The sequence below is a fragment of the Moorena sp. SIO3E8 genome (assembly GCF_010692445.1).
Lineage (GTDB): Bacteria > Cyanobacteriota > Cyanobacteriia > Cyanobacteriales > Coleofasciculaceae > Moorena > Moorena bouillonii.
Genome location: NZ_JAAHHM010000092.1, coordinates 12,906 through 27,902 on the forward strand (window position 1 = coordinate 12,906; position 14,997 = coordinate 27,902).

The window sequence follows — 14,997 nt, forward strand, 5'->3', positions numbered from 1 at the left end:
GTAAGCATTCAGCCGTCAGCCGTCAGCCGTCAGCTTATTTTATTCAAAAGCCAACTAGCGTGGCACAGGCTTCTAGCCTGTGACCTAACCTATAAGCTGATAGCTGATAGCTTATAGCTGATAGCTGATAGCTGATAGCTGACGTTGCTTTTAATATTTGGGTTTTCACCTTTGGTGGCGGACGCACCACCAGATAGCTGTAGTTATTTAGCATAGGCAGCATACCAGCCAACAGCATCATTACTATCCGTGGCATCAGGATTGCCAAAGATAACAATTTCGGTTTGTCCATTGGGGGGAAATGAGAGGACAAAAAACTTAAGAGCAACCTTCTTAATTTTCAACAAGTAAGCTGTACCAGAAGCGTTAGTCGAATCAACCAGTAATTCCACCGTCTTGAAGGACAGCTTCAGTACACTCTGGAGAGGAAAACCGAGCACATCCCCACCAATTCCCGGTAGCCTCAATCCCACAAAGGTTGTTGCTTTTTCCTGGGAACCATCCTGATTCGGTTCCCAGATAATCAACAGATTAACCACAAACTGAGCTGAACCCGACAATGCCCCCAAACTGCCCAAATTAAACTCGAAGTTAAAACCAAAGCCACTGTCGGGCATAGAACCACTGCCCAAGGGAGTTTTAACCGTAAGATACCCTTTAGGCTTGCTATCGGGTTGAGCAGGGTCGAGATAGACGAAGTTAGTCAGCTTGAGGGGAAATTTGCTGTAGAGACTATGGGGGCGAGCTTTACTGCGAGCGAAATCAAAGGCAATTTGGCTGGGATCCACACTAAAGGTGATATCCTGGGTACCATTGGTATGCTTGCAGTTCATCACAATACTCAGCTTTGAGAACTGGAGGAATTGTTCGTTATTGGCTAGCTCATCCAGTTTTTGCTGCAACTCCGCTGATGCTTGATTGAGAGTATCAATCCCTACTTGATAATCGTCTTCCAGGGCACGGGCACTGCGGTTGACCAGGTTGCTGGCAGTTAACACTTCATCTGACAGGGAAGTATCTGACCCAAAGGATAATCCATCAAAGGCCTCTAGGTCACGGAAATTGAGACGGCCCCAGAGGGTAAATCGTCCAATGGTGAGTGTCGTATCATTGCCTGGGGGATCTGTGGAAAAAGTGGCCTTAACGATGTCAACATTATTGAGAATATGACTATCGGGTAGGGCAAAATAGTTCTCGCCGCTAAAGCTAAAGCTATAGGTAATCACCCCATTGTGTTCTTCCGTAAAGCCCTGGAGAATGACGATATTCCGTCCTGAACGACTATTGAGTAATTGGGTAGCTTCGTCAAAGAGTTTATCTAGGGTAAGATTGACTTCACTGGAAAATGCGGTAATTTGTGAATTTTGGAACTGCACCCGTAAGTTGGCCACCTGGAAGGCATAGCCCAAGGGACCCGTTTCTGGCACGGAGTTGTCTTGATAGTCCAGCAATCCAAACAAAGAAGACTGTTCCGCTACCAATTCCCCATTTTGGGGAAAAATCGGGGTGCCATTACTCCCGACATACTGAGCATAGAAGTTATCCTGGTCTTGTATGCCACATTCTAGGGCTTTCAAGTCTTGAGGCAATCCAGTTCCAGCTGGGAGCTTGACATTTAACGCAATCATCCCTGACCAAAAGGTGCTGCTGCCAACCCGGGCTAGAGGGGCAGCATTATCCCGGTCTTTTTCAGCAGCATTGGGGTCGTTTGCCGTTGCGATCGCATTTTCAAAGAATGTCACTAAGCGATCGCGCACTGCTTTAATTTCCTTGACCCGTTCATCGGCATCCGTTGCCGTCCCGACAAATACCTCCGGTTGTTCCCACAGGGCGGTATCCTTGAGAATATCAATCAGGGGCTTATCTAGGAACTTAAACAGTAAGACCGTATCAGTATCCCCTGTGCCCTGTCGCCAATTGTCTGGATTGAGATCAAAGGTCCACCCTTGAATGGTCAGTTGATTATTCTGAAAATGCTCTTTGATAACTTGAGGAGGTTCATTGGTATCAAAGGTTTTTAGGGAAGTCGGGTCAGTGATCACCAGGAACATCTGACTGGACTGGAAAGCTGAACGGAGGGATGAACCCCGTTCTAAGTCCTGCAAACTCACATCCTCATTGTCGGTATCCTTCGCCAGTAATAGGCTATTGAGGGTTTGATAATCAGAGGAATAGGTTGCCAACAATCCCAGGGAAGTTGTACCGGTGATGGTTTCCGTTGTGGAGCTAGTGGCAGCAGCTGTCATGGCCTGAGCGTCAGGAGTAGCTGATCTACTCAAGGCACTGAATGCTTGGGGAGTTGATGTCCCTATCCCTATGCCCTGTATTCCCTGAGGTTCACCGGTAAGTTGAGTAGTGTCTGTTTCAGCAACAATTTTAATTTGTTTGCGGCGCTGGGGATTGAGGATTTGTTCCTCCATTTGCTGATAGTGCGCCAGGGTTCCACTTACGCCACCATAGGGAAACAAGGGTAAATACTCTCCCCTGGGCAGTCCTGTAACGGGAACCTCCAAAAACGTGAGGGGATCATCAGTGGGGTCTTGGTTTCCATCCTGAAACGTTGATGCTCGATACAGCAAGGACTGTTTAGGTTGGGAAAAATAGACCGGTAAATTCGTGACTTGGTCATATTCAATATATCCCCAAGCTGTAGTTGTTCCCGATTCTAGACGCTGCCCAGCTTCATTGGTCTCTACAATTTGCTCAGGAACGAAATCCGGCGCAAAGGTCGGTTTTCCAGCTTCCAGATGCAGAATATTAACCTGTTGACTCGACAGTTGAATGTATTCAATCCCCGCTAATCCACACAAGAAGTTATCTTCATCTCGTATCGAAAAGTCCTTTCCACTAGGGATAGGGGTACTCTCGTAATTGGGTACCGAGAGAGTATATTTCCCTTGGGGGACTAGATACAACGGTGAACCAAAGATGCTATAATTCTGCCCTGGACGCTCTGCAAAGATTAGCCGACTGTCCCCATGACCATGGGGAGTGACATGGATGGAATATCCCAAATTGGTGCGATAACAAGAAGGCAAGGATAAATCCGAAATAGTAGAGTTTCCTGGCTCTACAAAGGCAAAGTAAGTGCGATCGCCATTCAACGGTTGGAGTGGATCTAGGGCGCTATATAAGGTCAGATTTTGGCTACCATCCCCCTGCTTAGAATAATGGGAGGCAGCATCCCTATCTTCCCCCAGAAAGGGATATCGATGGCTAGAAATCAGGAATTCCTGGTCGCTATTCAATCCTGCAAAACCAGACAAGGGGTCACTCTGGTCTAGTAAGGAGTTTGCGGATTTGAAAAACATCCGCAGGGTCACATCCAGATAGACCAGTTCCTCAAAAGAGGCTGTGCCAGGAGATTGGTTTTGCAAGGTCAGGGCAAAGGTCAGGCAACCGGCCAACTCTCCGCTAAAGGGTAATGCGATCGCGTAGCGTCCGCTTTGCGGAATCGCTTCCCCTGCCTCATTGACCTCAATACCTTTCAGTTGATGAGCACCATAACCTGTGGACAAATAAAAGGGGTCACGTTTCGGTGATTCAGTTTCCGGTGATTCAGTCTCGGTGCTAGGGAGGTTGTGTAGAGACGGATCCAGGGCAAACAGAAATCCGTCTTTAGTTCCATTCAACTGACAAATTACACCACTAGCGATCGCTAATTCATAGTTGCGGAAATTAAAAAAGGTCAGTCGCTCTACAGTATCTGTGGGGGAAAGGGTTAGGGCATGAAATCGCCAGCGAGAGACTAACTCCTCTGGGTTATCAATCCACAAAAACCGAGTATTGCGTACCGAAGGTGTAATCAGAAATTCACCAATGCGGTCACTCAACACGGAAGGGTCTATAGCATCATTCCCCTCTAGAGCAGCTTTGAGAAATAGATATACTCCCGTCTTTATTGTCCAAGTTTCTTCCAGGGAAAGGGTTTGAGAACCTTCTATCGATCCTTCATTCACCCAAAACCCAATGCTATAGGGCACGGTAGGGTTAACGGATTCAGATAAAACGTAGAGCGCCTGTGCTGTTGATTGGGTAAAGGTAGTCATATCGTCACCCCCTACAGGACAATGCGATCGCCTTTGACCAGAGGCAAATCAAGCACCGGACTATCTTCGTCCAGGTAGATAAACCGATAGCTAGGTTCGTTAGACACCCCTTCGTGTAACAGGCGACTCAACCTCGGTTTTCCGGTAGAGTTCAGTAGGGATTCTCCCAGGGATACTGACGGAATACTGACACGTTGCTCCATCAGTTGTCGTAACGTCGTTCCTACCGGAACAAATACCGGTTGTTCCTGTAGCACCACCGTAATTTCTGGAATCACTGTTGCTCGTCCTCGGAAATAAAAGCTGGCAACGTTTGTGTTTTTATCCAGGTCTGTTACTGTTGTTGCCCCCATAATGGTTGCAGCTTGTCCGGGATCTAAGGAACCTGCAGAAGGAGCTGCCAAACTAGGATAAACTAGCCGCAAGTAGGGTTTTTGATAGCCAACTTTAAAGGTATCCAGACTACTTCCAGCCCCTACCGTAGCAATATCTGTGGTGACATAGGGCTGAATTTGGGACAAAAACCCATCAAAATTAATCATTAGGTTAGTGCCATCCCGATAACTGTTGAGGCTATAGTAGGACGTGCCACTGCCCACAAACCCTGAATTAGCCGTAGATTGGGCTGGATGAACGAATTGATAGTTTTGGTAATCGACCCGTAACCGCATTCCAGCTTGCAAATCCACTGAGCCATTAACAGTATCCAAGCCGTAGTAGTAGTAGAGAATTTCCTCAACCAACAACGGCATCCGTTCAGCAATGCGGGTTTTTACCAGGGTGAGGGTACCAGCAATCAGATTACTGTTGGTATCTAGTTGAGCAATAAAGTTGTCGTAATCGGTCTTAAGTTGATCTAGCCAATTGTCACTGCTTTCCGGAGGAGTTATGGTCAGGGTACAGCTTTGATCGGCATTTTCTGTCAGGGTAAAGATGCCTGCGGTGCTGGAAATGTTATTGGACTCCGCAGCAGTGTTGAATAACTGGGGCAATGTTGTAGTTTGGGTAATCGCAGCAGGATCGTTGGGTTTGCCCAAATAAATAACAGGTTTTTCCTCCACCACCGTAAAGTAGTAGTCCGCTTGATGGCGAAACTGTTGTGCAAAGATCACATCTACTTGGGAGTTTAACCTTGCCAAAATCGCTTCCAGGATGTGATTGGGAGTCAGCGGTGGGCGGACTAGGGTAAACTCCGGCACTGTAAAGGTGTTTACCGTCCCTGCTTGATCGGTCCAATCAAAGGTTCCAGAGACTTTTGCCAAAAAGCCTAACTCAGTCAGTTCCAGGATTACAGTGGCGTTCATCACTGATGCGATCGCTACCTGGTCGATAATCTTGTGGGAGGTACCGGGTTCAAAGATTGGACCCAAGGTAACTTCAAACGGTAGACTCAAATTCCTTTGCCCTTCCAGGACAAACTGCTCATTGCGCCACCAGCCATGGAGTACAAGGTTTTCTCCCAACCAATTGCCCTTGAGAACGACTTTCCCATCTTCAATCCCCAGGGGGTCAAATTGACTCCGTTGTTGATCGTGACGAGCAAACAGTAGCTTGAAATCTACCGTCCAATCAAATGGGCGATAATCCCTTAATTGGGGGAGTACTAGTTCAGACACAGAGGTGATGGAAGACATCTGCCAGATCTCCCCGGTGGTATCTGATTTCAGGAATAGACACAACCCCTCTAGGGTATTAATTTGTCCTAATCCGATTTGAAAATCGAATTCCGGTGAATTGAGGGCAAGTTTACCTGGCGCATCCCCTTGAACTGCCGTAAAGGGAATTGACGTTTTCCATAACGTGCTATCCACTTGTCCCCACTTAAAGTACCAGCTTGGGGAGCTTCCAGGTTCTGATTCCCATTCCAGGGCAATCTTGGTGAAGTCAAACTCAGGGGTAACCTCCCGGATTTCAGAGGTGTCAACCTTAAGATTGAGCTTAGACTCTGAATAATGCTCTACATCCGGCATACCCTCCAAAGTCAGTTGAGCAGTTAGGGGTTGGTCCAAGGGACTGGGCATATTAGTCAGCGTCAGGTTGCCCAAAATTTCAATGGTGGGGTAGTAGCGCTGGTAAATCGCCTCTGGTGTCAGGGCGGAGTCATAAATTGCCACCTCGTAGAGTTCCCCTTCCCAAGGGAAATCTTGATTTCTTGGGGATTTGCCCCTGCGATCGAGAAATAAAACGTCATTTGCTAACGCTAACTTAACCGCAGGGTGATTTGTCCAAGGATTAAGTTCGTGATCATCATCCCGGTTTTTCCAAGGAGAATCCTCCTCATCATCCCGATTTTGCCAACGATTATCCTCATCCTCATCCCGACTTTCCCAACGATTACCCCTCTGATTCCTATTTCTCCAACGATTACTCTGCTGATTCCTATTTCTCCAGAAATGACGCTCCTGATTATCGCTATTAATCCATTTTGAATTGTCTAGCTGCCCATTGAGATACAACTTGGCATTATCACTCTCATCCCCCAAGTTATTCTGTGAGAAAGTATAGACAACATAGGTTAGCTCAGTTGTTACTGTGTCGGGACTTGTGGTCAGGATTTGCCAATATCGGTTTCTATCATTAGTGTCGGTGCGCAATAGCACACTATACTCGTCGTGATGGTACCAATCCCCCGACCACTGATTTCCATAACCCTTTAGCCATTCTGAATCCCCTTGAGCCAGAGTCACATAGGGATTTTCAGGATCTTCGGATAGAGTAAGGACTATAGCTGGGTATTTTTGACCCGTTTGGCTAGGCTTAATCCAGGTTGCAATAGTGATTTCGTTGCTTTCTTGGAATGCCTTGATCAGTTTGCTAGCAGAACTTAGGTTTGCCGCTTCTAGGGTGGCATTTTCACTCTCGATCAAGCCATCTTTAACAGCAATAGACCCTAATCCCCACTGCACTGTTTCTGGCTCCGTTTGAATCCGTAAGTCGATGGCTGGTGCATCTTCGCTATTCCTCAAGGAGCAATCATAAACCCATTCTCCCGACTTTTCTCCAAACCAATAGAGAACTTGGGGTTGAAGAGGATTTGACCCAGGTTTGACCGTAAAAGTCGTCAACTCTAAATTGCCCCAGGGTTGAATCGGGATTTCCTGAGGATTATTGGGATTGTAATTAAAAATCAGTTCAGAGCCATCGCTCAACCCGGCCTCAAGGACAATATCTTGACCAGAGAAAACCGCCGTCACTGTTCCACTGACAGTGGCGGTTTCGGAATTAAGTTGCTGGGTAAAACTCAGATTTAAATCTTTGAAATGGGTTGAGCCTTCCGGACTAAATCCAAAAGAGTCAGTAGATTGAACTCCTAACGTAAATGAATCGCTGTCGTAGGTGAGTTCAATAGTATAAAATGCATCGAAAGGTGAGGCTGGTAATCCCGGTAAAATTAGGCTAGCTTGATAAACTCCCTTATCAATGGGTGCTCCAGGTTTGAGAATTTGTGCAACTGATGATTCTGCTAGAAACTCAGAGATTGTTTGTTTACTATAGCGTTCCTTATCGAGTCCCTCAGGAATTGTAATCCAATAAATCTGGAAACCAGTCTGAGCATCAATCTCGTATTTAAAGTAGTACTCAGAACCTAGACTCAATAATGTTATAAATCCGTATGCGAGCATAAAAACTCCCTTGAATTCTACGTAAGGATTCAGCAACGTTGGTTATGGAATCAAAGAAGGAGCAAGTGCAGTTTTATCAAGTTGAGCCGGTCGAGCTTGCTCAACAAAATCTATCACAGACCACCCCTAAGGAGAGCAGTTTTTTTACTAAACTTAATATTTACTAAACTTAATAAATTAGCCGATAAATTACGCTAACTTAGCAGTATCTTGAAACTATTCCCTAGGCCGAGAGCCACTCCAGCTTTTTCCTTGATGTCTTTGCTGTTTGCCTAGTTGACGTTTAGGTTTTTATACTGTATCTTGTTTTTATTATTTCTGATTTTCCGTTTTTTTGAGTAGGTCTGTTGATGGCGGTTTTGATTAAATTTTGCGTTCTAATTCTGCTACTTACAGGCAGTTTATCTATTTCTTGTTTCAGTTCTTCTATTGTTGCTTGCTGCTGAGCTATAGCCTTCGCTACAGTAATGAGCATTTCTACCACTTCCTCCTTCGGCAACTGGTTGAATCGTTCTGGTTCTAGTTCGTTCGGCTGGTTTTTGGTCACGATCGCAATCCTATACGGTTGTCTCGCTTTTGTCAATACCCCACTATGTTAATTCTTACTTTAGTCGGGGAATCAAAAACGACTTGGCAGTTAAAACCACCGTCAAAACTTGACATTTTGTTCCCAACATGTATTTTATTTGCTACACTTTGAGCAGTAGAGTAAAGCGATAAAAGTTTGATGTTGCTCTAGGAAATCAAAATTCAGGATACTGAAGATAATTGCAGAAAATTTAATGAAGTTTACCTATAATAATATTGGCCTATAGCAATCCGTGTAGGAATTGAGAGAATTTTGATGCGATATTCCCTACTCCCTACTCCCTACTCCCAGATCCGCTGTTCCCTTTGCTATATAAAAATTATTAAAGGATATACGGTAAAGAAAAAAAAACGAAATGATGCCTGAAATTATTGCCAAAAATTAGCTGATAATTCGTAAGCATATGCGCTACGCGCACGCTTACGCGAACAGCATTCAGTCGTCAGCTGTCAGCCGTTGGCCTTGGGCTTTGGCCACGCTACGGGAATGGCCATGCTATGGGAATCGCCAACGGCTGAATGCTTACAATTAGATCAGCCCACTCGACGAAAGGGGAAAGACTCACAGTGACGTGGGAAACCCCCGCATGAAGGCGCTGCATCGCTTTCTTATCCCCCACACCCCACACCCCACACCCCACACCCCACACCTAAGGTCAAAGTAAAAAACCTACCCTTATGAGTTGTTCCGCCCGGGGGAGGATGCCAATCGGAACCATACCCTAAAATGAGAGAGTTTTCCTATTTGATCAGCAAATTGGCTATATTGTTAATCTTTGTTAATTTTTGATAAGTTCTATGGTGAGATGCCCAAGGGATGTTACTATCCGGTGTTTATGTATAAAAATTGTTAACGTGGATTAATGGGTGGAGAGATTTGGTGAGCCACTTAAGTCTAGAGCAAGAGGAGCAACTCCAGAAAATAGGGACCTATCTCAGCCAACTCAGGCAGGAGAAATCTATACCTATTGAGGAAGTCGCTGAAAAAACCTTTATTCGATTGCATATATTGCAAGCCCTGGAAGCAGGGCAATCGGAGGGGTTGCCCGAGCCAGTTTACATTCAAGGCTTCATTCGTCGCTATGCAGAGTTTCTCAGTCTAGATGGTCCAGGGATAGCCAAAACGTTTCCAGTTAATTCTGGATTGTCCTTGAACACCGAGAACACCGAGAACACCGAGGAAACCAATAACACCAAGAACACCGAGGAAAGCCAGCCTGGTGCCTTAGTCTTGTATAGCAATACCCCCTCACAAGAGAAATCTCAGACTCTAACCTCTGCTCAACAGATTCCTAGGATTCTAGCCAAAAGCAAGACTGTTAAGACTGTAGCTAAAAGCGTACAACCCTATTATGGTTACATCATAATCGTAAGCTTGGTCAGTGTTGCTGGTGGACTAATTTATCTACTCAACACCGTTTTCACCTATATAACTAATCGACAGATCGAAAACTCATCAGTTGTTCAGGAGCAGCAAACCCCAGATAAACCAGAACAACCAGCACCAGCCCCTAAGCCAGAACCATTACCACCCCCCAAACCCAAACCTTCTCCATCTAATCCATTAATTAAAGTACGCTTGAGTATTACAGAGCAAACTTGGGTACGAGTGGTAGTTGATGGCAAAATCGCGTTGGAAGACACCTTACCGAAGGGATATCAGAAAACCTGGATTGCTAAACAAAAACTGACTGTGAGGTCAGGGAATGCGGGAGGTGTTTTGTATAGTGTGGATCAACAGCAACCAAAATCCCTCGGGAAACGTGGTGCTGTTGTACAGAGGAGTTTTAGCTTAGCTGCTCAGTAGATTAGTGGAAGTAGCTTGTAGGGTGGGCAAAAACCCTTTGGTTATGGGTGAGTATTCTAAGCATATGCGCTACGCGCACGCGTGCGCGTAGCGCATATGCTTACTGAGTATTCACGATTAGATTACTTTGCCCACCCTACTGGAATTGGTATGTTTTTTTCTAATCATTACTGATTGATGAACCATTATAAAATGGTAAGGTCAATCACTAGATCGTTAAAGTCGCGATCGCTTTTGTCACTGTCATTACCACTTAAATCTTCAAAGGCGAATGTGAATGTGTTGTCACTGCTATTTCCAAGTTGAAGGATGTGGCTCATGCCATCACTGTTAGCAGCTGTGAAAGCAAAGAATACCTCAGCATCACCATTTTGCACATCTTCCAATTCCCCATCCGTAATCAAGTAGGGAGCTAGGATAGAGCCACTGGGAAGAGTAACATCAAAATTCACCGTGGTCAAGTTTTCCTCTACCTTGAATTCAGCCACGCTGGCATCAATGGCAGCTTCTGCATAACCCTCTTGGCCAGGAGTAAGAGATTGACCCGTGATCGGATCAATTATCGTTCCCTGTTGATCAGCAATTACATAAAAGCCAATTAAATTGTCATACTTCGCCTCTCTAGTCACAGTTGCTGTAGCTTGTCCCGACAAGCCGGTTAAATCTAGCAGTCCATCAGAGGAGGGATTGTTATCGGAGCTGATCAAGAAAGCATTGTCTTGAATTGTAGTAATTTCGGTGTTGAGCTTGATAATGTCAGCAAACGTAACTTGCTTTATGGCTGCAATTTCCTCTTGGGTAAAGAAACCGCCATCCTCAATCGGTCTCTCGAACCAAAAGCGGTCAGCATCCCTTATGCGCTCGTATTGCTCCCATAGCATTGCTTGAATAGTTTCTCCGGCACTGGATGGAGCAACAGCATCTTCTGCAAACAGCCCAATCAATAAGTCGATATCTTCCACAGTGTGGTAGAGGTTTTCGAGAGTATTTGCCAACTCTGAATTTGAAGTAATTTCCGCAAAAGTGGTCACCCGTGGTAGACCGAGACTTGCTCGCACTTGGTTATAGTCAGCCAAGCCATGATCTCGTCCCCGTTGCTGATTAGCAGAGTAAAGGTCAAATCCGATCGCTCCTGGTACTAAAGCGTTGCGCAGGTCAAAAACTATATCAGTATCAACATCTTCAGTAATTGTTTGACTCGCACCGCGCAAGATATTATCTATATCGCTACTATCATTAATATTGGGTGAACCAAATGTTCTTAATAATTGCAAACTGGTGAGATTACCATCAGCATCAATAGTGTCTATACGGTTATTAGTTTGGGTATGACCAACACGAAGACCAGCAGCGGCGAATTCACTAGTGATTTCTGGGGTTTGATCAGAGTTATAGCTGCTGTAGTCAGTGATCACATCACCCACCATCTGGGGGAGCCACTCGTACAGGACAATAGTTTGATATTGGGCAATATTAATCTGGCGAGAGCGTTGATATATCTGCTCATCTGTCCAGTCAGGATGAAACCTAGAAAGTTCTTGGGCAAGGCGGTTATGATTACGCATCCAGAGGGTATGCTGGGATGCCAAACTATCGTTCTCGTTAACCCGTGTATCCCCCGCTAGAAAACCCACATCCATAAAAGCGCCTTTACCACTGATCAGTTCTCCATCAGCACCTGTGATGTTAAGGGGTAACAAGTCGTCATTAGTGGCAAATGTCTCATCTGAGAAGACGTTGAGGCGACCTTCTGAAAAAGCACGAATTGCTTGATATTCTTCTTCAGTAGATCCATAAACTACAGAAAGATCAAGCCAAGAGGTAACAGTATTAATGGCTTTTCCTGGGCTCCCAGACTCCCCAGTACCGGTGAAAAAGGCATCCCGTTCAAAGTCAAACTGCAATCCACCATCTGCCTGTGTAGAAATTTCTTGAGTGGGAGGAGTGTTTGGTGGAAAATTCGGGTCATCTGCGGGAATGTCAATGGGGAAATTGAGTAATTCTAACCGGTTTTGGTTTTCTTCTTTTGACCCATTTGCTGCTAAATCAGTGTCGTGGTTGACGAACTGACCAAAAGCCCAAATGAAAGCGCTTAAGCCATTACCATTGGGATCAGACTCTCCCTCTTCTAGTTTAGAGGTGGCATTGCTGATCACTCGGGTACTAGGGCGATCGGGTGGGTTAAGCAACACAAAGGGTGCATCAGAGACATTGCTTAAGCCTTCTGTATTGGATATGACATTCAATCCCAATCCATTTAATCGGTCTGCTTCGGCTTGGGTAAATATGGGAATCGCTTGGCGCGTAACAGTATTGCCATCTATACCGATCAGAGCATTGCCTTCTGCATCAAATGCGATACCCGCCGGTGACTGGATTCCGTCTTCATACTCAATTGGAGCCAAACGCAGCAACGGCGTATTAGGGATACCCAAAGAGACTTGGTCTAAATTATTCTTACTGCCGTCGATCAGGCGAATGGTAATCCCTTCATCGTTTACAACTAATGTGCTGTCGGCAAATGGGTCTCGTTGAAGAACACTGTTGAGATTAGTCATAACAAATAGTTCAATAAACCTAAGGCTTATCTATAAGAGTTCCCAACCGTAAGGAAAAAATCCTAGAGGTTAAGTTAAATTAGGATGTTTTGTTGTACAGCTGACACTAGAATCGACCCCTGAAAGTATTACTATTTTTAGGTAGTTTTATGGTTGACCCCTAGGATGGCTTGTGCTTAGCTGACAAACGTCACGAATAAAGAGCCTGTTACTTTTAGAGCTCCTGAAATCTTAGACTATAGATTTTAGAATTTATAAATTATTTTATATTTTTTTTATTTCAGATAGTTGAAGCAATAAACTGGAGTCTTTTTACAGGTTTTATTCGATACTAATTTAATTTACCATGAGAGGATTGTAAATACTTTTATCTGCTCTATATCAAATCTTTAATTCTCTGATGAGATTTATTTGATACTTTTACATTTTCTCCCTTTACCTGATAGGAGCTTCGGAGCAGGTAGCAGGCAACAGGCAACAGACCAAAAAACTTCTACACAAATTGCTATAGCGGAGATTTCAGAGTATTACTTTTTTTTAGGTGTAATTTGTTTAATAAGTTTTCGCCCATTTAAACGATATTTGATTAAATAAAAAAAACTGAAACTATTCTGGCTTATGCCTTATACCTTATACCTTATGCCTTATGCCTTGGATCCAATACATTTTCCTTATTACCAGCTGATGTGGTATGATAATATTTTTACTTAGATAAAGTTAAAAAAAGATAAAGACAAGGCTTCAATAAAATTTACAAAAATCCTAACTCAAGGGATGACTGGACTTGAGGGCTTAAGTTGACTAAGGTTACTTGTTTTACTTGGCCGAATAGGTCAGACTGGTTTTCGGTGCATCGCTTTTGCAAAAACACTAGGCTCGAATACTCAAAGTCCTATTATCTCGTTAGTTGAGTGATCGATTTACAAAATATGGGAGCTAGCAAAATTGAATTTGGTGTTTCTACAGGTGCCCTTATGGAGCCAACAAACCAAGGTTTTCATAGCCAATGGAGCGAAAATGCAGAAAACGCATCTACCACTGCTTGGGTGGGGTCTCTCCTGGAAAAACTGTCTACTGGAGACCGCACCGCCTTTTGGCCACTCTGGGAAAACTATCAAGACTATCTTTACCATCGCTGCTGCAGCTGGATGGGAGGTAATCGGTTCCAAGCCCAAGATGCTCTTTCTGAGATTATGCTCAAGGCTTGGGAAAAATTGCCCAAATTTGCCGCAAAGATTACCAATCTCAAGGGATGGCTGACTAAATTTGGCCATAACTTCTGTATAGACTGCCATCGAGAAAATAACTCTGGGGCAATAGGAGTAGAAAATCTCGAAGCGATCGCAGTGGCAGAGGGGAATGGCTTGGTTACTGAATTTGATACCCCAGGAAAGATTGTAGAAAATAGCGAACTATTAGAAGTAATCCGTAGTGCTCTAGAGGATTTGCCCGAGAATCAGCGCGAGGTATGTCTCTTGCACTTTGAGCAGGAGTTGTCTTACCAAGAGATTGCTCAACGACTAGATATTTCCAACAATACCGTTCGTAAACGTATCCAACGAGCCAGGGAGAAACTGCAGCAGTCGTTGCAGACGTATCTGGGCGGATTAGACGAGAAGGCTTATGGGGAGATTGCCCTTCTTGATGCAGCAAGGGAACAGGGGGGAACCCCCTGTTCCCTTGCTGCATCGCTTTTGAAGGAGATTAGGAGAGTATCCGAGCAGCAAAGTAAAGAAGAAAAAGACAGAGAAAGCCATGTCACTCCCGCTGACAAAGAGATAGAACAAGGAGATTTGGAGACAACTGAGCAGTCTTTAAGGAAGACAGAGATATCGGAAGATGGAGAGATTGTTAATAAGAGTAATTATTCCGGCGTTGCTGAATTGAACTATCAATGCGCGATCCTCTGGTTTTGGGCAAGCCCCCTAAATCCCCCAATTTTGCGGTGCGACCCAAGGGCGATTTACTCGCCCATTGGAAAGCGCACCGGGGGGGACTTTGAAAGTCTTGTTCCCCCCAAAATTGGGGGGCTAGGGGGGCTCAATCATACCCACAATCAGCAACACCATTATCCTGACATCAAATTAGAGACAACGGCAGAGGAAATAACGTCACTGGTAGAGCCAGAATCTGTTGTACCAAAGGTAATCTCTATTAAAAAAGCTCCCAATCCCCCATCAACTAAGTTCAGCGATAGCAATCCTTGCCCGATGGATTGGGTAAAACCGCGATCGCTTAAAGCAATGGGTGCGGCTCTTTTAAAAAGACAAAGAATAAGGTTTAGACAGGTATAGCAAGAGTAGGAGGAGCATTAGTAGAGCAACAAGCTTGAAAGAGTCGTTTCATTAAAGGAATACCATCAAGATACAAAG

8 protein-coding genes are annotated in these 14,997 nt (G+C 44.7%); 3 read left to right on the forward strand and 5 right to left on the reverse strand.

The annotated features are described in order from the left end of the window. Nucleotides 1–43 precede the first annotated feature (43 nt). From F6K46_RS27810 to F6K46_RS27825, 4 genes are all read right to left on the reverse strand, one after another. Nucleotides 44–214, reverse strand: coding sequence for a hypothetical protein (locus F6K46_RS27810; RefSeq protein WP_293063278.1), 171 nt, complete (start codon nucleotides 212–214; stop codon nucleotides 44–46). Next, nucleotides 204–4,049, reverse strand: coding sequence for a hypothetical protein (locus F6K46_RS27815; RefSeq protein WP_293063276.1), 3,846 nt, complete (start codon nucleotides 4,047–4,049; stop codon nucleotides 204–206). The genes F6K46_RS27810 and F6K46_RS27815 overlap by 11 nt, the downstream gene beginning before the upstream one ends. A gap of 11 nt (nucleotides 4,050–4,060) precedes the next feature. Beyond that, complete coding sequence (locus F6K46_RS27820) at nucleotides 4,061–7,645, reverse strand: LamG domain-containing protein (RefSeq protein ID WP_293063274.1); 3,585 nt, start codon at nucleotides 7,643–7,645, stop codon at nucleotides 4,061–4,063. A gap of 310 nt (nucleotides 7,646–7,955) precedes the next feature. Further along, entirely contained in the window at nucleotides 7,956–8,219 is a 264-nt protein-coding gene (locus F6K46_RS27825) for a hypothetical protein (RefSeq protein ID WP_075898490.1), read from the reverse strand. Between the two features lie 445 nt (nucleotides 8,220–8,664). Between F6K46_RS27825 and F6K46_RS27830 the strand changes: the two genes are divergently transcribed. Further along, nucleotides 8,665–8,793 carry a hypothetical protein gene (locus F6K46_RS27830; protein ID WP_269086977.1) on the forward strand — a complete coding sequence of 43 codons (129 nt, stop codon included), beginning with the start codon at nucleotides 8,665–8,667 and terminating at the stop codon, nucleotides 8,791–8,793. A gap of 347 nt (nucleotides 8,794–9,140) precedes the next feature. Beyond that, nucleotides 9,141–10,067 (forward strand): helix-turn-helix domain-containing protein, encoded by a 927-nt coding sequence (locus F6K46_RS27835; RefSeq protein ID WP_293063271.1) that lies wholly within the window; start codon nucleotides 9,141–9,143, stop codon nucleotides 10,065–10,067. Between the two features lie 185 nt (nucleotides 10,068–10,252). On the opposite strand, the gene F6K46_RS27840 is transcribed toward F6K46_RS27835, so the two are convergent. Next, on the reverse strand, nucleotides 10,253–12,625 hold the full coding sequence (locus F6K46_RS27840) for a peroxidase family protein (protein WP_293063270.1): 2,373 nt from the start codon (nucleotides 12,623–12,625) through the stop codon (nucleotides 10,253–10,255). A gap of 974 nt (nucleotides 12,626–13,599) precedes the next feature. Here F6K46_RS27840 and F6K46_RS27845 point away from each other — a divergent pair. After that, nucleotides 13,600–14,919, forward strand: a complete 1,320-nt coding sequence (locus F6K46_RS27845; RefSeq protein WP_293063269.1) for a sigma-70 family RNA polymerase sigma factor — start codon at nucleotides 13,600–13,602, stop codon at nucleotides 14,917–14,919. Nucleotides 14,920–14,997 lie beyond the last annotated feature (78 nt).

Coding starts and splice junctions, on each gene's coding strand:
- F6K46_RS27830 (WP_269086977.1), top strand. CDS start 8,665: ATGCGCTACGCGCACGCTTACGCGAACAGCATTCAGTCGTCAGCTGTC.
- F6K46_RS27810 (WP_293063278.1), bottom strand. CDS start 214: ATGCTAAATAACTACAGCTATCTGGTGGTGCGTCCGCCACCAAAGGTG.
- F6K46_RS27840 (WP_293063270.1), bottom strand. CDS start 12,625: ATGACTAATCTCAACAGTGTTCTTCAACGAGACCCATTTGCCGACAGC.
- F6K46_RS27815 (WP_293063276.1), bottom strand. CDS start 4,049: ATGACTACCTTTACCCAATCAACAGCACAGGCGCTCTACGTTTTATCT.
- F6K46_RS27845 (WP_293063269.1), top strand. CDS start 13,600: ATGGAGCCAACAAACCAAGGTTTTCATAGCCAATGGAGCGAAAATGCA.